The following is a 15558-nucleotide window of genomic DNA, read 5'->3' as shown; positions in this document are numbered from 1 at the left end:
TCACCCCACATCATCAAACAAATGCAACCCCCGAGGCACCCGGGGACGATCGGCCCCAACCATCAAAGCCTCGATCACGCCGATCGAAGCCAGCAGTTCGCGCGGCAAATAGGGCTTGGCCAAGCATCCGACCGCCATCTCATGCGCGTCCACCGGGCAACTTCCACTGACGAACAGTACCGCCAAACCCTTGGCATAGGCATGCCGAGCGACGTCGATGCCGGTCTTGTCCCCGTGCAGGGTGATGTCGGCGATGACCAGATCGACCTCATCCTGCTCGATCACGCGGATGGCATGATCATAATCATCGACGGTCGCTGCAACGCGATATCCCGCTTGCTCCAGCACATGCTCATTGTCGAACGCGACCAGCGGCTCGTCTTCAACGACCAGCACGCTGCGGATCGCCTGTCCCTGCTGCCGTGGCTTTGAGTCCCCTTTGACTAGCCCGAAAAACATTTGCCGATCCGCCCCATATGCGCCATGCAACCGATCAAACGCGCAGCATCCCAAGGGAGTTGCGGCCGTTCCTCCGCATTGGGCGATGGCACGGCACCTTTCGTCATTTTCCGGTGCTTTCCATATGGGAAGTGCCGCCGCTTCGTTAAAGGAACCGAGCGTGGAGCCGCCGAAAAAATCAGGACCGCCGCGCAGGGCAGGACCGGGCGGACCCCGGCGCCCTTCGCAGGACAAGCCAGCTGGTACGCGTCCGGCTCGCCCCCCTTTCCGCAAGGCAAAGGCCGCTCCGGCCAAGCCTGCCAATCCTCATCCGGCTCGCACGGCTGCGGCCGCCAGCGGCAAGAATGAACCGCAACGCATCGCCAAGCTGCTTGCCCGCGCCGGCATAGCCTCGCGCCGCGAAGTCGAACGGATGATCGAGGAAGGCCGCGTCACCTTGGACGGCGAAGCGGTATCTACGCCTGCGACCTTGCTGACCTCGCTCAACGGAGTCGCGGTGGACGGAACGCCAGTCGCTCAGCCTGCTCCGGCACGTCTCTTCCTCTTTCACAAACCTTCAGGCTATCTGACCACGGAACGTGATCCCCGCGGCCGCCCGACCATTTACGACCGCTTGCCCGCCGATCTGCCGCGCGTGATGCCGATCGGCCGCCTCGACATGACGACCGAAGGGCTGCTGCTCCTCACCACCGATGGCGAATTCAAGCGGCAGATGGAATTGCCCGCAACGGGCGTTCCCCGCACCTACCGCGCCCGCGCCTTCGGCGACATCAGCCAGGCCCAGCTTGAAGATCTGTTCGAAGGCATAGAAATTGACGGCATCCGCTACGGACAGATCGAGGCCAATCTGGAACGCCGCACCGGGCGCAACCAGTGGATTGAAATGACGCTGACGGAGGGCAAGAACCGCGAAGTCCGCCGCGTTCTGGAACATCTCGGGCTTCAGGTAAGCCGCCTCATCCGCACCAGCTATGGCCCCTTCCACCTAGGCGAACTGGCTTCCGGCGCGGTAGAGGAGGTACGGCAGCATGACCTCATCGTCTTCCGCAAAAGCCTGAAGACGCCCAAATCCTGATTTTCATCCCTTCGGGCTGAATTTGCCGAAGCCCGCCCTTCTTCTGGAACGCCACCCATGAGAATCATCGCAGGCCAATGGAGAGGCCGCCCCCTCACCGCTCCCAAGGGCGACGCCACCCGCCCCACTGCCGATCGCACCCGCGAAACGCTCTTCTCCATGCTGCTGAGCCGGATCGGCTCCTTCGAAGGCTTGAATGTCGGTGATTTCTTCGCAGGCTCGGGAGCCTTGGGCTTTGAAGCCATGTCGCGGGGCGCAGCCACCTGTCTCTTCGTCGAACAGGATCGTGCAGCCTTGGACGCGATCCGCGCCAATGGCGAACGGCTCGGCGTCCGCCCGGATATCCGTCAGAGCAGCGTCCTGTCCCTCGGCCCAGCCCCCAAGCCGCTCGACCTCATCTTCATGGACCCGCCCTACAATAGCGGCGCGGGCGCGGTAGCGCTCGACAAGCTCAGCCGCCTGGGATGGACCGGCCCGGCTACCTGGGTCAGCATCGAAACCGACAGGCGTGAGGATGTGGAAGTGAAGGGCTTCGTCGCGGACGCAATACGGGACGTAGGGAAGGCGCGCCTGACCCTGTTAAGAGCAGCCTAAACTCCCTCTCCCCTTCAGGGGTCGATGAGAGGCAGGTGACTCTCATCGAGGTTAGGGAGAGGGGAACGCCCCAAGCGCCCCCTGCTCCTCTCAATCAAGCAGCCTCAGCATCCTCATAAGCCTGCGCTTCCTTCCCAATCAGAATATCCGCCAGGAACCAGTAAGCCTTACCCCAAGCTTCCAGGACCGCGTCGGTGGCTACCTCAGCCCCCAGCACATCACGGATCGCGGGCAGCAGCGCCTCGGCGACCTTCGGATAATGCTCGGCCTTCACGCCGGTTTCGACATGCCGCTGCACCATGCGCTCCACCGCGCCGGTCAGTGCCTGCAACTTGTCGATATTTTCCGCATATCCCAGGATAGCGGCTGCCAAACGCTTCGGCTGCTCGCCACTTTCCTGCGCCGCCTGGTCGAACATGTCCTTGATCGACGCATCCTGAAACAGCCGCGCATACATGGCTGTGGTGATCTCCACGCCATGGCTCCGAAGCGCGGGAGCGGTTGCCTTGACGATCGCGATGGTTTCAGCGCTGAGCTGGTTCATGATGCACCCCTTTTGCGAGACTCGATAAAGGTGCATTTACGTGACATGTTTAAACATGTAAACCAGCTACATGTTTTATCCTCAAATCTCTTTCAATTAACGCATTCCCTCATGCAATTGACTCGCCACACCGACTACGCCCTGCGCGTCCTCATCCATCTGGCAGTCACGCCCACCGGCCGCGCGACAATCCCAGAAGTGGCCGACGCCTACGCGTTGTCACGCAATCATTTGATGAAAGTCGTCCATCATCTCGGCCTCGGCGGCTTCATCACCACCCAGAGAGGAAGAGGCGGCGGCTTCACGCTCGCCCGCCCTCCCGAATTGATCAGTTTAGGCGAAGTCATCCGCCATACCGAAACCGACATGAATCTAGCGGACTGTGCCGGTTGCGGGCTGCGCTCCGCCTGCGGCCTCTCCGGCATATTAAAGGCCGCGACAGCCGCCTTCCTCGCCGTGCTCGATCAGCACAGCTTGGCCGACGCCGCTAAAGACAAGGCCGGGCTGGCGGCGCTCATCGCTGCCCTGCCCGCGCCCCTGTCCCAAGTCAGCGATTCCTGCGCGCCTTCTTAGAACGCGGCGCTTCACCTGGATTGATGCAGCTATCCTGTACGGTTCGGCTGCACAGCGGATAGTCCTTTCCGCCAGCAGGCGGCGGCGTCATGTTCCCGCCCACCGTCACGGGATTTGCTGAGCTTCCTACAGGAGCCGCGGGATCTCTAGGCACTGCGGGCGAAGCTGGCGCCATGCCTGTAGCAGGCGGAACCTCTCCGGTGGGCTGACCCGCGTTCGGATCGGCAGCCGTTGCGGGTGTCGCTGAATCCGCCGGCATTGTGTCAGTTGCTGGAGGCTGAGCCGCATTGTCCGGCGCACCCTGGGCGATCGCAATGCCAGTAGCGCCGGTTGAAAAAGCCAGCAATGCCGCACCTGCAAGCATGATCGATTTCATCGGGTCGTCCTTTCCTGTTCTTCACCCCATTCTGCCTCTTGGCTGGTGAAGAACCAGATCGGTGACGCCAGCGTTCCATATCCGCGACGAACTGTTGTCCTGCTGCCACCAAATGAATGTAATCAATCCTCCGGGTAGCGCTCAACATGGGGAAGTTCATGTGCAGCGCCCATCCACGGCAATGCCTCTGCCCATTGCACGTGGATGACGGGAGGGAACAGAGAGGGGGCATCCAAAGTCGAAGTCTGGATATCAACCATCCCGGGAAAACTTTTCGAATTCCGGTAGAAAAGGCCGGTGCCGCAACTGGCGCAGAAGTGCCGTGTCGCGTCTTCAGAAGATCGGTACAGTCTCGGCTCACCCACAACCTTCAGATTTGCTTCTGCAAAGAGCGCCCAACCAACCATGGGCGCTCCGGCACTGCGGCGGCAGTCGCTGCAATGGCAAATAGCGCTGTAGATTGGTTCCCCCTCTACCTCGTAATGGATCGATCCACACTGGCATCGTCCCTTGGCCATGGCATTTCCCCTTGCATGATTCGCCTTTTGTTCTCATAGATCGATGGCCGCTGCAAGGGGCTGCCCTTGCTCACCCTTCCCATGCTCCCTAGTTGTTGAACATGACCGTCCCCGCTCCCTCGCCCGATGATCCACCTTATCTTCAGGGCCTCAATGAACCTCAGCGGGAGGCTGTGCTTACGACCGAAGGGCCGGTCCTCGTGCTGGCAGGTGCAGGAACGGGCAAGACCGCCGCACTGACCGCGCGGCTTGCTCATCTTGTCGCTACGCGTCGTGCTTACCCGTCCGAAATTCTGGCGGTGACGTTCACCAACAAGGCCGCGAGAGAAATGCGGGAGCGCGTCGGACGCATGATAGGTCCTGCGGTCGAAGGGATGCCGTGGCTTGGGACCTTCCACGCGATTGCGGCGAAGATGCTGCGCCGGCATGCGGAATTGGTGGGGCTTCAGTCCAATTTCACCATCCTTGATACCGACGATCAACTCCGCCTGATGAAGCAATTGATCCAAGCAGAAGGCATCGATGAAAAGCGATGGCCCGCGCGGCAGTTGGGCGGCCTGATCGACCAATGGAAGAATAAGGGACTAACGCCGGAAGAAATTGGCGCTAGCGATAGCGAAGCTTATGCGAATGGACGTGGCCAGAAGCTTTACGCAGCTTACCAGGCCCGGCTTCGTGACGTGAACGCCTGCGATTTTGGCGACCTGCTGCTCCACGTGCTGACGATCCTGAAGCGCCATCGTGATGTGCTGGAAAGCTATCAGCAACGGTTCCGCTACATCATGGTCGATGAATATCAGGACACTAACAGCAGCCAATATCTGTGGCTCCGCCTGCTCGCTCAACAGCGCAAGAATATTTGCTGCGTGGGCGACGACGACCAGTCCATCTATTCGTGGCGAGGTGCCGAAGTCGCCAACATCCTGCGGTTCGAGAAAGATTTTCCCGGCGCCAAGATCGTTCGCCTGGAGCAGAATTACCGATCGACGCCTCATATTCTTGGCGCCGCTTCCGGAGTGATTGCCGAAAATGGCAACCGGTTGGGGAAGACGCTTTGGACCGATATCGACGTCGGAGAAAAGGTTCGTGTCATCGGGGTCTGGGACGGTCCAGAGGAAGCTCGCCGCGTAGGCGACGAGATCGAATCGCTGGAGCGTTCCGGGCAGTCGCTCGATGATGTGGCTATCCTGGTTCGCGCACAGCATCAGACTCGCGAGTTTGAAGACCGCTTCATCCAGATCGGCCTCGCCTATCGTATTGTGGGCGGATTCCGTTTCTACGAGCGTGCCGAAATTCGTGATGCGCTTGCCTATCTGCGTCTTGTTAATCAACCGGCTGACGATTTGGCATTCGAGCGGATCGTCAACGTTCCCAAAAGAGGCCTTGGCGACAAGGCGGTGGAGAAGCTCCACCGACTGGCAAGGGCGGAAGGCATTCCTTTGGCGCTGGCGGCTGCGCGCATCCTGGACACTGATGAATTGACGCCTCAGGCGCGCCGGAGCCTGGGATCGTTCATAGGAGACCTTGCACGTTGGCGTGACAGGGCGGCTCAGTTGCCTCATGCCGAACTGGCGCGCCAGATACTTGACGAAAGCGGCTATACGGCGATGCTTCAAGCGGAGCGTACAGCCGAAAGTGCGGGCCGCCTTGAAAACCTGAACGAGCTTACCCGCGCGATGGAGGAGTATGAAACGCTTGGCGCGTTTCTAGAGCACGTATCACTGGTCATGGACAATGATGCGCAAGCCGAAGAACGCAAGGTCACGATCATGACCATACACGCGGCAAAGGGGCTCGAGTTCGACACTGTATTCCTGGCAGGCTGGGAAGAAGGAATTTTCCCGTCCCAGCGCGCGCTCGACGAAGGCGGGCTCAACAGCCTCGAAGAGGAACGCCGGCTCGCTTATGTCGCGATCACGCGCGCTCGAAAGATGTGCATCATTCTGCATGCTGCCAACCGGCGTATATATGGCCAGTGGACCAGTTCTATCCCGTCCCGCTTCGTCGGCGAACTGCCGCCTGAGCATGTCGAGGAAGAAAGCAGCATGACTGGCGGAGCGTCATTATGGCGCGCTAACTGGTCTGAGCGTGCCGACCCCTTCTCCAATGTCCAACGTGGCAACGGCCGCGGCCCGGGTTGGCAACGTGCGCAACAAGGCGGTCAATTCAATCGCGAACCTGTTCGGATCGTGGAAGCCCGAGCATCTGCCATCTCACTCGGCAACAAGGGTCGGGATGACATGCAGTTGGGTTTACGCGTTTTTCATCAGAAATTCGGTTACGGAACCGTTGCCGAAATCGAGGGCAATAAGCTGGAAATCGACTTTGAGACAGCGGGCCGCAAGCGCGTCATGGACAGCTTTGTACAGCCCGCCTGACGTTGAGGGTTAGAGGTCCGGCACAGCAAATGCGGCCGCACGCACAGTCAATCGCCTGATCCCTGCCATCGGCTTACGAAATAGATGGGGATTTGGTGGAGCCTAGCGGGATCGAACCGCTGACCTCCTGCATGCCATGCAGGCGCTCTCCCAGCTGAGCTAAGGCCCCATCTCAATGCAGAATAGGCTGCATCCGTGAAAAAGGCTATGCCGGCTTTCCGGACAGCCATCATTCTTCGACCCCAAACCCAAGCTTCAGCATATCAAACTAGGCCGATAAACGCCGCTGCTCGGAAATTGGTGGAGCCTAGCGGGATCGAACCGCTGACCTCCTGCATGCCATGCAGGCGCTCTCCCAGCTGAGCTAAGGCCCCTTTCCAATGTCGGCGCTGTTTGGGTCCAGCGCCTCGGAGGTCGCTGCCATTAGGAGGCAGCAACTTCCTTGGCAAGCAGAAAATTACTTAATTGTCGTCGTCGCCGTCGTCACCCGCGGCATCGACGCCGAGGTCGTCGTCACCGCCGAGATCAACGTCATTATCCGGTGAGTCGCCGTCATCATCGACGTCCAGATCCAGATCCAGATCGTCATCCGCCGACTCCAGTTCGCCATCGGCAGTCTCGATGACCTTCTTGGGTGCTTCCTCGTAAGGCAGCGGCTGCTTCGACTTAAGAACGGGCTCGGGTTCCCAGGCAGTGTTACAGTTGATGCAGATGACCGGGTCGTCCTTGCCCAGGTCATAGAAGCGCGTGGCGCATTTCGGGCAGGTACGCTTCGTGCCCCATTCAGCCTTGACCATGTCCGGCCTTGTCCTTCTTACGAGTGCTTCAACGAATATCACGCGGCACGACCATGTCGCCCGCGAAGCGACGGGCGCCTTGCCATAGCAGAACCGCGCTGTCAAAAGCCGGGCGCGATTTTTCAGTTCCCTGCCAAACGGATTGACCCTTGACCTCTTCTTCCGATCATCCGCTCCCGATGACCTTCAATGGCGCGCCGCCCCTCTCCGGAAGCGTGACTGTACCGGGTGACAAGAGCATCTCGCATCGCTCGCTCATGCTTTCCGCCTTGTCGGTTGGAGAAAGCCGGGTCGAGGGACTGTTGGAGGGTGAAGATGTACTGGCCACGGCTGCCGCAATGCGTGCCATGGGTGCGCAGATCAACCGGGATAGCGATGGCATCTGGCACATCAAGGGCGTAGGGGTCGGCGGGTTGCTGCAACCCCAGACAGCCCTGGACATGGGCAACAGCGGCACATCGACCCGGCTGCTGATGGGCTTGATAGCAAGTCATGCCATCACCGCGACCTTCACAGGTGATGCATCGCTCAGCAAGCGTCCGATGGGGCGTGTAACTGAACCTCTGTCCCGCATGGGTGCCAGCTTCACGTCAAGCCCCGGAGACCGGCTGCCTCTGACGATGCGCGGCGCCTGCCCGGCCGTCCCGCTGGACTATCGCCTTCCGGTCGCATCCGCGCAGGTCAAGTCTGCCATCCTGCTCGCGGGCTTGAACACCCCCGGCGTGACGCGCGTGATCGAGCCGATCCCGACTCGGGATCACAGCGAACGCATGCTTAGAGGCTTTGGCGCGGAGCTGGAGGTCGAGGTCGAAGCCGATGGCACGCGTATCATCACCTTGAGGGGCGAAGCTGAACTGCGCCCGCAGACGATCGCCGTGCCGGGCGACCCCTCTTCTGCAGCCTTCCCGATCGTTGCCGCCTTACTCGTCCCCGGCTCAAAGGTCACGGTCGGCAATGTGGGCCTCAATGCCACACGGGCAGGATTGATCGATCTGCTGCGGGAGATGGGCGGCAATATCGTCATCGATAATCCACGAGAGGTCGGCGGCGAACCTGTCGGCGATATCGTCGTAACAGCGTCCGACCTGAAAGGCGTTGAGCCGGATCCAGCTCGCGCACCTTCCATGATCGATGAATATCCCGTTGCCTTTATCGCAGCAGCCTTTGCCGAGGGGCGCAGCATATTCCGCGGCCTTGAAGAACTCCGCGTCAAGGAGTCCGATCGCATCACCACCATGGCCGAAGGCCTTCGCGCCATCGGCGTGACCGTTGAAGAGCTGGAAGATGGCATCATCATCGAAGGCACGGGTGGCGCACTCCTTCCCGGCGGCGGTCCGATCGCCACCAAGCTCGATCACCGCATCGCGATGAGCTTTGCCGTTGCGGGACTGATATCGAAAAGCGGCGTCACCATTGACGACATGCGGCCTGTCGCCACCAGCTTTCCCGGTTTCACCACACTGCTGCAAAAGCTGGGCGCGATGCCATGACCTTTGATCTCGCCAATGTCATCGGATTGATCGGCAGTGCACTGATGGTCATCGCCTATGCTTATAGCAACATGGCGAAGATATTGAATTTTATCCTGTTCAACCTGCTCAATCTGATCGGATCGCTGCTGTTGCTTTATTCGCTGACGGTGCATTTCAACATGGCCTCGTTGGCGTTGGAGGTCGTATGGGCGCTCATCGCACTCATCGGCCTCGCCAAGGCGTTGCGGAAAGGCGAAACATCATGATCATCGCCGTCGACGGCCCGGCAGCTTCGGGCAAGGGCACCATCGCCAAGGCGCTCGGGCGCCATTATCGCTTGCCGGTGCTGGATACTGGCCTGTTGTATAGAGCGGTCGGCCTTGCCGTGGTAAAGACCGGCGGGGACCCCGATCATGAAGCTGATGCGCTGGCGGCCTGCTCGTTCAATGATGGCGTTCTCGCTGATCCAGCATTGCGTAGCGAAGCGATCGGCTCCCTTGCATCCCGTGTATCCATTCATCAGAGCGTCCGCCAAGCGTTAGTGAAGCGCCAGCGTGATTTCGCTACCCAGCCCGGCGGCGCGATCCTCGACGGACGCGACATCGGGACGGTCATTGCACCAGACGCCGATGCCAAGATCTTTGTAACAGCCAGCGTCCATGTTCGCGCGCAGCGGCGCTATGATGACGCGCTGTCGCACGGCGGCCGGCCGGACATGGACAGCCTGATTGCGGACATTCAGGCACGCGACACACGCGACATGAGCAGGGACCATGCTCCGCTGCGAATGGCCGATGGAGCGGACTTGCTCGACACCAGCAATTTGACTATAGACGCCGCCGTCCAGCAAGCCATTGCACTGGTGGACGCCCAGTTGGAACGTCGGCGAAAGGCCTGACGCGATGACGGGTGCTTGGGAATCCCAGGCGCCCTTTTCGCTTATCTGCGGGGCGTCACTCATCATGGCCGAATGGATGTTCACGCGGCAATCCGGCTGCGTGGACTGTTTGGCCTGAAAGACCACCGGACACAACCGGTAGGCCAGCAATGACGAATGAAGGAACTACCATGGCCTCTACGGCACTCCCCTCGCGCGACGATTTCGCCGCGCTTCTCAATGAATCACTTGGCGGTGAAGACGGCGGCTTCGAAGGCCGCGTCGTCAAGGGCACCGTGACCGGCATCGAAAACGACATGGCGCTGATCGACGTCGGCCTGAAGTCGGAAGGCCGCGTGCCGCTGCGCGAATTCGCCGCGCCCGGTCAGAAGGCTGACCTGAAGGTCGGCGACGAAGTCGAAGTCTATGTCGACCGCGTCGAAAACGCCCATGGCGAAGCGATGTTGTCGCGCGACCGCGCTCGCCGCGAAGCCGCCTGGGACAAGCTGGAATCCGAGTTCACCGAAAATGCCCGCGTCGAAGGCGTCATCTTCGGCCGCGTCAAGGGTGGCTTCACCGTCGACCTCGACGGCGCCGTGGCGTTCCTGCCCGGCTCGCAGGTCGATATCCGTCCCGTCCGCGACGTCACCCCGCTGATGGACATTCCGCAGCCCTTCCAGATCCTGAAGATGGATCGCCGCCGCGGCAACATCGTCGTATCGCGTCGCGCCATCCTGGAAGAAACCCGCGCCGAACAGCGCTCGGGCCTCATCCAGACGCTGGCCGAAGGTCAGATCATCGAGGGCGTTGTCAAGAACATCACCGACTATGGTGCGTTCGTTGACCTTGGCGGCATCGACGGCCTGCTGCACGTCACCGACCTGTCGTACAAGCGCATCAACCACCCGAACGAGATGATCAACATCGGCGACACCGTCCGTGTCCAGATCATCCGCATCAACCGCGACACCCAGCGCATCAGCCTTGGCATGAAGCAGCTGGAAAGCGATCCGTGGGAAGGCGCAGCCGCCAAGTATCCGGTCGGTGCGAAGCTGTCGGGCCGCGTCACGAACATCACCGAATATGGTGCGTTCGTCGAACTGGAGCCGGGCATCGAAGGCCTCGTCCACGTGTCGGAAATGTCCTGGACCAAGAAGAACGTCCACCCCGGCAAGATCGTTTCGACCAGCCAGGAAGTCGATGTCATCGTCCTGGAAGTCGATCCCGAGAAGCGCCGCATCTCGCTCGGTCTCAAGCAGGCCCAGAACAACCCCTGGGACAGCTTTGCCGAACGTCACCCGATCGGTTCGACGGTCGAAGGCGAAGTCAAGAATGCAACCGAGTTCGGCCTGTTCATCGGCCTGGACGGCGACGTCGACGGCATGGTCCACATGTCGGATATCGCCTGGGGCATTTCGGGCGAAGACGCGCTGGCTCTGCACCGCAAGGGCGAGACGGTTCAGGCCGTCGTTCTCGACATCGACGTCGAGAAGGAGCGCATCAGCCTCGGCATGAAGCAGCTTGAACGTGGCGGCCCGGCCGCTGGCGGTACGACTGCTGCTGCTGCTGGTCTCAACAAGAACCAGACGGTTACCGTCACGGTTCTGGAAGTCCGCGACGGCGGCCTGGAAGTCCAGGCTGGCGAAGATGGCGCCACCGGCTTCATCAAGCGTAGCGACCTTGGCCGTGATCGTGATGAGCAGCGCTCGGAGCGTTTCCAGATCGGTCAGAAGTTCGACGCCCTGGTGACCGGTTTTGATCGCGCCAAGAAGCCTACCTTCTCGATCAAGGCGCTGCAGATCGCAGAAGAGAAGCAGGCCGTTGCTCAATATGGTTCGTCCGACAGCGGTGCATCGCTCGGCGACATCTTGGGTGAGGCACTCAAGGCCAAGAACGAAGGCTAATCCCTTCGGCATCTAACTAAAGTAATAGGCCCGCCGGAAACTGCTTCCGGCGGGCTTTTCTATCCCAAAATGAGAAAACAACTACCGACATTGGATAATTGCATGTGAGAGGGGACTCACTATAACTAAACTGGGAACCAGAAGGGGGAGCTGGAGGACCAATGATACGTTCGGAATTAATTCAGACGCTGGCAGAAGAAAATCCAGATCTTGGCCTTCAGGAGGTCGAGAGGATTGTCGATCTCTTCTTCAAAGAGATTGTTGATCGCCTCTCCAGTGGAGGGCGGGTAGAGTTGCGAGGCTTTGGCGCCTTCACCACCCGTGCGCGCGACGCGCGGACCGGGCGCAATCCCCGTACCGGAGAGCAGGTGCCGGTCTCGGCCAAACGTGTACCCTATTTCAAACCTGGCAAGGAAATGCGCGAGCGGCTCAACAGCAAAGCTCAGTGATCATCAGCACATCTTGACCTGCGCGTCTGGACCGGTCAGGGAAAGCGCCATGCGGACGTGGCGAAATCGGTAGACGCAGCGGACTTAAAATCCGCCTCCCCCTGGGAATGCGGGTTCAAGTCCCGCCGTCCGCACCAAGGACATCATCCGGCAGCATGTGAATTTTGCCGCAAGGCTGGATATTCTGCCGCGCATCCCGCAATGATAGAGCATGGCCGGCGCGATCAATCCTCAAAGTTTCAGCGACTCCCTTGTCGTTTTGGGGGCGGCGGGACTGGTAATCCCCGGCTTTGCTCGCTTCAGGATCAGTCCCGTCATTGGGTTTATTCTGGTCGGCCTGGCAGTGGGGCCGTCTGGCCTCGGCGCGTTAGTCGCCGAATATCCATGGCTATATCATGTCACCATATCGAACAGGGAGGCCATAGAGCCGTTCGCGGAACTCGGCGTCATATTATTGCTCTTCTCGATAGGTCTGGAACTGAGTTTTCGCCGTCTCTGGACCATGCGAGCTCAAGTCTTTGGCGTGGGCGCAGCTGAACTTATCGGTGGCGCATCGCTGATAGCGATGGGACTTTACTTGCTCGGCCAGCCTCCCGCAGGCGCGATCGGGCTTGGCCTTGCGCTCGCGCTTTCCTCGACTGCCGTGGTGCTGCCGATGGTCGGTACACAAAGTGCGGTAGGGCGCGCGGCCTTTGCGATGCTCCTCTTTGAAGATCTGGCACTTGTTCCCATCATCTTCATGCTGGGCGCTCTTGCTCCCTCGGCAGCGGCAAGCGTGGACGGAGCTTGGGGCGAACTGGCGAATACACTTTTGAAGGGCGGCATCACGATCGCAGTGATGCTCATTCTCGGCCGCATCGTCCTCCCACATATTTTCAGTCAGGCTGCACGGACGAAAAGTCCCGAGGTGTTCCTCGCCGCGAGCCTGCTGGTGGTCATCGTTTCCAGCATCGCCACTTCTCTCGCAGGTCTATCACCGATTGTGGGTGCGTTACTTGCAGGCCTGTTGATCGCTGAGACCGAATATCATGGCGAAGTCGAAGTGATGACGGCACCGTTCAAGGGGCTCGCGCTTGGCGTGTTCCTGATCACCGTTGGCATGAGCCTGGATGTCAGGGTGATACTCGCGAACTGGCCCAGCCTGATTCTGGCGGTGGTCGGGGTGGTCATCACCAAGACGTTGGTCACGGCAGCTCTGCTCTATTTCTCGGGTGCTCGAAAGGGCGTTTCCCTGGAAGTAGGGCTGCTGATGGCCAGCCCTTCCGAAACTACTCTTATCGTCCTCTCGACCGCGGCTGCAGCCAAGCTGATTTTGCCCTCCACCGCTGCTTTTTGGCAGATCGTTACGGCGATCGGCTTGACTATCACGCCGCTCCTCGCCCGTATCGGCCATGACATCGCGCGCAGGCTCGAAATGGCATTAGGCGAAGATACGCCTGAATTGCAGCAGGAAAGCACGGAGGCGGCGGCCGTCGTTATCGGCTTTGGCCGTGTGGGACGGATGGTGTGCGACCTCCTGCGGGTTCACAATCAGCGTTTTACAGTCGTGGAATCGGACCCTGACGTAGTCGCTGAAGGGCGACGGGGCGGATATCCGATCCTTTTTGGCGACGTGGCGCGTGCCGAAATGTTGGACAAACTTCGTCTTGGTCACGCTCGAGCACTGATCCTCACCATGGACGATCCGGTGCTATCGGTACGAGTGACGAAGAGGGTCCGGGGATGGGTGCCGGATTTGCCCATCATCGCTCGAGCGCGCGATACAGATCATGCCGCGCAACTTTATCAAGCGGGCGCCAGCGATGCTGTGCCTGAAACGCTGGAAAGCTCGCTTCAGCTGGCTGAAACTGCGCTGGTCGACCTGGGCGTGGCGATGGGGCCTGTTATCGCGTCCATTCATCAGACACGGGAAGATCTACGCATGGGCATCAAAGATGCGGCGCAACTGGAGACGCCCCCCAAATTGAGGCGGCTCCGTTCTGACGAGGTTGCCTAAGGCCCAGCTGCTATGGCGTTATCGGATGCGGGAACGGGCATGCCACTCCCGTCCCAGTTCGGCTCCTTGTCCATCCGCTCCAACGTCTTGCTGGCGAACTCTGCCATGTTGCCGCCGTGCGGGTTGTAAGCCACCGGCAGTAAATTACGCCGCGCCTGTTTGCGATCACCGACACGCAGTTGCTGCATTGCCAAGGTCATGCGCAGCCCAAGGTCGAACGGTGCCAGTTCCGACGCCCGTTCCAGCGCTTGAATTGCCAAGGAAGATGGCGTTTTCCCCTGACGGACAAAGCTGTCATAATAATAGAAGAGCGGCAGCGGGTGGTCATTTTCGATGCGATTGAGCGCCGTGAAAGGAGCGCGTGCTTCCTTATAGCTCTCGTCGCGATCCGGCGCATCTTGCGCGATGCGATAGAGGGAAAGCCCCTTCTGGACATAGGCGTTGACCTGCCTCGAGTCCACGGCAAGGGCAGCTTCGGCGGCGGCGACCGCTTCCTTATCGTTGCCAGCGTCATGCTCTGCCTCCGCCAACGCCGAGAGGACTGCGGCATCCTTCGGGAAGCGCGAAGCTATGGCGCGCGCGTCCGCCAGAACGGCCTTGGCCATTTCACGATCGACGCCGCGCCTTGAACGAATGATGATCGGCATCACGGCGCTTGCCCCTGCCGTCATCCCTTGCACGACGACGGGGCCGGTTTTGATCATGCTGGCGGGCAGCTTGATCATGGTCATCCGAGATTTGAGCAGATAGCGATCCAGCTCATGTTCGAGCTGGCCGAAATCTCCAAACGCTTCGATAGCAGCAGACCGCGGGTCCTTACCCTGAGACATTAGAGTAAGGTAGCGTGTAAGCTGGCCCTTCCTTTCGGGGCTGAAGGTCAGATAATGATAAAGCAGCCAGCTCTTGCCATAGAAAGCGTCGTACCTCTTGCTGCGGCGCTTTTCATAGGCGGCAGGATCAAGCAAATCACCTGCAGTCACATCGGCAGCCATGTAGAGCTCATAGGCGCGATGCTGCGCCGGCCGCCCGAGTTCAACACCGCCGTCGCTAGGAAATGCGGCTGACGAAAAAAACTCCGCAGCACCTTCCGACATCCAGCGGGGCAGAGGAAAGCTGCTCGATCCAATCAGAAAATGATGCGCATATTCATGGAGCAGCGTGATCATCGACGTGTCGATTTGACCGCGCGTAGCCCTGACCTGCGGAACGATTGCGATCGATCCACCCGCGCGGGGTACATAAAATCCGCCTATATATTGCGAATTGGCCCCATACAGCTTTCGAACCTGCGCTTCGCTACTCACAACATAAATAGTGAGGCGGTTGGACGGGCTGGGACGAAGATTCGGCGATCCCGTGACCGCTGCCATGGCCGCATGGTAGCTTTCGAGCTGCTGCGAGAATAGGCGAGCCTCTGTCGCCCGGGTTTCCGCATAGACCACAAAATGGTCGCTCGAGGCTTCCAACCATTCGGCACGTGCAGCAGCGGGCGTCAGCAACAGACCGAGAGCAATAAGAAGCCGCATGATCCCCCCGAACCGGTTAG

15 protein-coding genes and 3 tRNA genes are annotated in these 15558 nt (G+C 60.0%); 11 read left to right on the top strand and 7 right to left on the bottom strand.

Annotated elements, in window-relative coordinates; genetic code table 11:
- Positions 1–459, bottom strand: a complete 459-nt coding sequence (locus MU848_RS08095; RefSeq protein WP_097091595.1) for a response regulator — start codon at positions 457–459, stop codon at positions 1–3.
- A gap of 160 nt (positions 460–619) precedes the next feature.
- Here MU848_RS08095 and MU848_RS08090 point away from each other — a divergent pair, with 160 nt between their 5' ends.
- Both MU848_RS08090 and rsmD read left to right on the top strand, forming a co-directional pair.
- A complete protein-coding gene (locus MU848_RS08090; protein WP_201514044.1) occupies positions 620–1534 on the top strand; it encodes a pseudouridine synthase in 915 nt (304 codons plus the stop codon).
- Between the two features lie 57 nt (positions 1535–1591).
- A complete protein-coding gene (gene rsmD, locus MU848_RS08085; RefSeq protein ID WP_247231132.1) occupies positions 1592–2128 on the top strand; it encodes a 16S rRNA (guanine(966)-N(2))-methyltransferase RsmD in 537 nt (178 codons plus the stop codon).
- 94 nt (positions 2129–2222) lie between these two features.
- Here rsmD and MU848_RS08080 read toward each other — a convergent pair whose 3' ends face one another.
- A complete protein-coding gene (locus MU848_RS08080) occupies positions 2223–2672 on the bottom strand; it encodes a globin domain-containing protein (protein ID WP_281494319.1) in 450 nt (149 codons plus the stop codon).
- Positions 2673–2783: 111 nt separating this feature from the next.
- On the opposite strand from MU848_RS08080, the gene MU848_RS08075 reads away from it, so the two are divergent.
- Entirely contained in the window at positions 2784–3245 is a 462-nt protein-coding gene (locus tag MU848_RS08075) for an RrF2 family transcriptional regulator (protein WP_247231723.1), read from the top strand.
- Positions 3246–3743: 498 nt separating this feature from the next.
- Here MU848_RS08075 and MU848_RS08070 read toward each other — a convergent pair whose 3' ends face one another.
- Positions 3744–4139 carry a GFA family protein gene (locus MU848_RS08070; protein WP_247231131.1) on the bottom strand — a complete coding sequence of 132 codons (396 nt, stop codon included), beginning with the start codon at positions 4137–4139 and terminating at the stop codon, positions 3744–3746.
- A 101-nt stretch (positions 4140–4240) separates the two neighbouring features.
- On the opposite strand from MU848_RS08070, the gene MU848_RS08065 reads away from it, so the two are divergent.
- Positions 4241–6517 carry an ATP-dependent helicase gene (locus MU848_RS08065; RefSeq protein ID WP_247231130.1) on the top strand — a complete coding sequence of 759 codons (2277 nt, stop codon included), beginning with the start codon at positions 4241–4243 and terminating at the stop codon, positions 6515–6517.
- 93 nt (positions 6518–6610) lie between these two features.
- On the opposite strand, the gene MU848_RS08060 is transcribed toward MU848_RS08065, so the two are convergent.
- The 3 genes from MU848_RS08060 to MU848_RS08050 form a co-directional block, all read right to left on the bottom strand.
- Positions 6611–6686: transfer RNA gene (locus MU848_RS08060), tRNA-Ala, on the bottom strand.
- 129 nt (positions 6687–6815) lie between these two features.
- Positions 6816–6891, bottom strand: a tRNA-Ala gene (locus MU848_RS08055).
- 87 nt (positions 6892–6978) lie between these two features.
- Positions 6979–7314, bottom strand: coding sequence for a TIGR02300 family protein (locus MU848_RS08050; protein ID WP_097091601.1), 336 nt, complete (start codon positions 7312–7314; stop codon positions 6979–6981).
- A gap of 179 nt (positions 7315–7493) precedes the next feature.
- On the opposite strand from MU848_RS08050, the gene aroA reads away from it, so the two are divergent.
- The 7 genes from aroA to MU848_RS08015 all read left to right on the top strand — a co-directional run bounded on the left by aroA (position 7494) and on the right by MU848_RS08015 (position 14012).
- A complete protein-coding gene (aroA, locus tag MU848_RS08045; RefSeq protein ID WP_247231129.1) occupies positions 7494–8804 on the top strand; it encodes a 3-phosphoshikimate 1-carboxyvinyltransferase in 1311 nt (436 codons plus the stop codon).
- Positions 8801–9052, top strand: coding sequence for a CBU_0592 family membrane protein (locus MU848_RS08040; protein WP_201514053.1), 252 nt, complete (start codon positions 8801–8803; stop codon positions 9050–9052). Before aroA ends, MU848_RS08040 begins: the two co-directional genes overlap by 4 nt.
- The gene (gene cmk / locus MU848_RS08035; protein ID WP_097091604.1) at positions 9049–9684 is read left to right on the top strand and encodes a (d)CMP kinase; all 636 of its coding nucleotides are present in this window, start codon (positions 9049–9051) and stop codon (positions 9682–9684) included. The genes MU848_RS08040 and cmk overlap by 4 nt, the downstream gene beginning before the upstream one ends.
- Positions 9685–9854: 170 nt before the next feature.
- Complete coding sequence (rpsA, locus tag MU848_RS08030) at positions 9855–11567, top strand: 30S ribosomal protein S1 (RefSeq protein WP_097091605.1); 1713 nt, start codon at positions 9855–9857, stop codon at positions 11565–11567.
- A 161-nt stretch (positions 11568–11728) separates the two neighbouring features.
- Positions 11729–12016, top strand: coding sequence for an integration host factor subunit beta (locus MU848_RS08025; protein ID WP_097091606.1), 288 nt, complete (start codon positions 11729–11731; stop codon positions 12014–12016).
- A 51-nt stretch (positions 12017–12067) separates the two neighbouring features.
- A tRNA-Leu gene (locus MU848_RS08020) sits at positions 12068–12153 on the top strand.
- A gap of 74 nt (positions 12154–12227) precedes the next feature.
- A complete protein-coding gene (locus tag MU848_RS08015) occupies positions 12228–14012 on the top strand; it encodes a cation:proton antiporter domain-containing protein (protein ID WP_201514057.1) in 1785 nt (594 codons plus the stop codon).
- Here the strand turns inward: MU848_RS08015 and MU848_RS08010 are convergent.
- Positions 14009–15538, bottom strand: a complete 1530-nt coding sequence (locus MU848_RS08010; RefSeq protein ID WP_247231128.1) for a DUF1570 domain-containing protein — start codon at positions 15536–15538, stop codon at positions 14009–14011. The genes MU848_RS08015 and MU848_RS08010 overlap by 4 nt on opposite strands.
- Between the last annotated feature and the right edge of the window lie 20 nt (positions 15539–15558).

The sequence above is a fragment of the Sphingobium agri genome (genome assembly GCF_023051225.1).
Lineage (GTDB): Bacteria > Pseudomonadota > Alphaproteobacteria > Sphingomonadales > Sphingomonadaceae > Sphingobium > Sphingobium agri.
This window is presented reverse-complemented; position numbering and strand designations above follow the sequence as displayed.

Excerpts from the sequence above, each read along its gene's own strand:
- rpsA (WP_097091605.1), top strand. The coding sequence starts at position 9,855 with ATGGCCTCTACGGCACTCCCCTCGCGCGACGATTTCGCCGCGCTTCTC.
- MU848_RS08050 (WP_097091601.1), bottom strand. The coding sequence starts at position 7,314 with ATGGTCAAGGCTGAATGGGGCACGAAGCGTACCTGCCCGAAATGCGCC.
- MU848_RS08010 (WP_247231128.1), bottom strand. The coding sequence starts at position 15,538 with ATGCGGCTTCTTATTGCTCTCGGTCTGTTGCTGACGCCCGCTGCTGCA.
- cmk (WP_097091604.1), top strand. The coding sequence starts at position 9,049 with ATGATCATCGCCGTCGACGGCCCGGCAGCTTCGGGCAAGGGCACCATC.
- MU848_RS08025 (WP_097091606.1), top strand. The coding sequence starts at position 11,729 with ATGATACGTTCGGAATTAATTCAGACGCTGGCAGAAGAAAATCCAGAT.
- rsmD (WP_247231132.1), top strand. The coding sequence starts at position 1,592 with ATGAGAATCATCGCAGGCCAATGGAGAGGCCGCCCCCTCACCGCTCCC.
- MU848_RS08065 (WP_247231130.1), top strand. The coding sequence starts at position 4,241 with ATGACCGTCCCCGCTCCCTCGCCCGATGATCCACCTTATCTTCAGGGC.
- MU848_RS08070 (WP_247231131.1), bottom strand. The coding sequence starts at position 4,139 with ATGGCCAAGGGACGATGCCAGTGTGGATCGATCCATTACGAGGTAGAG.
- MU848_RS08080 (WP_281494319.1), bottom strand. The coding sequence starts at position 2,672 with ATGAACCAGCTCAGCGCTGAAACCATCGCGATCGTCAAGGCAACCGCT.
- MU848_RS08075 (WP_247231723.1), top strand. The coding sequence starts at position 2,784 with ATGCAATTGACTCGCCACACCGACTACGCCCTGCGCGTCCTCATCCAT.
- MU848_RS08015 (WP_201514057.1), top strand. The coding sequence starts at position 12,228 with ATGGCCGGCGCGATCAATCCTCAAAGTTTCAGCGACTCCCTTGTCGTT.
- aroA (WP_247231129.1), top strand. The coding sequence starts at position 7,494 with ATGACCTTCAATGGCGCGCCGCCCCTCTCCGGAAGCGTGACTGTACCG.
- MU848_RS08040 (WP_201514053.1), top strand. The coding sequence starts at position 8,801 with ATGACCTTTGATCTCGCCAATGTCATCGGATTGATCGGCAGTGCACTG.
- MU848_RS08095 (WP_097091595.1), bottom strand. The coding sequence starts at position 459 with ATGTTTTTCGGGCTAGTCAAAGGGGACTCAAAGCCACGGCAGCAGGGA.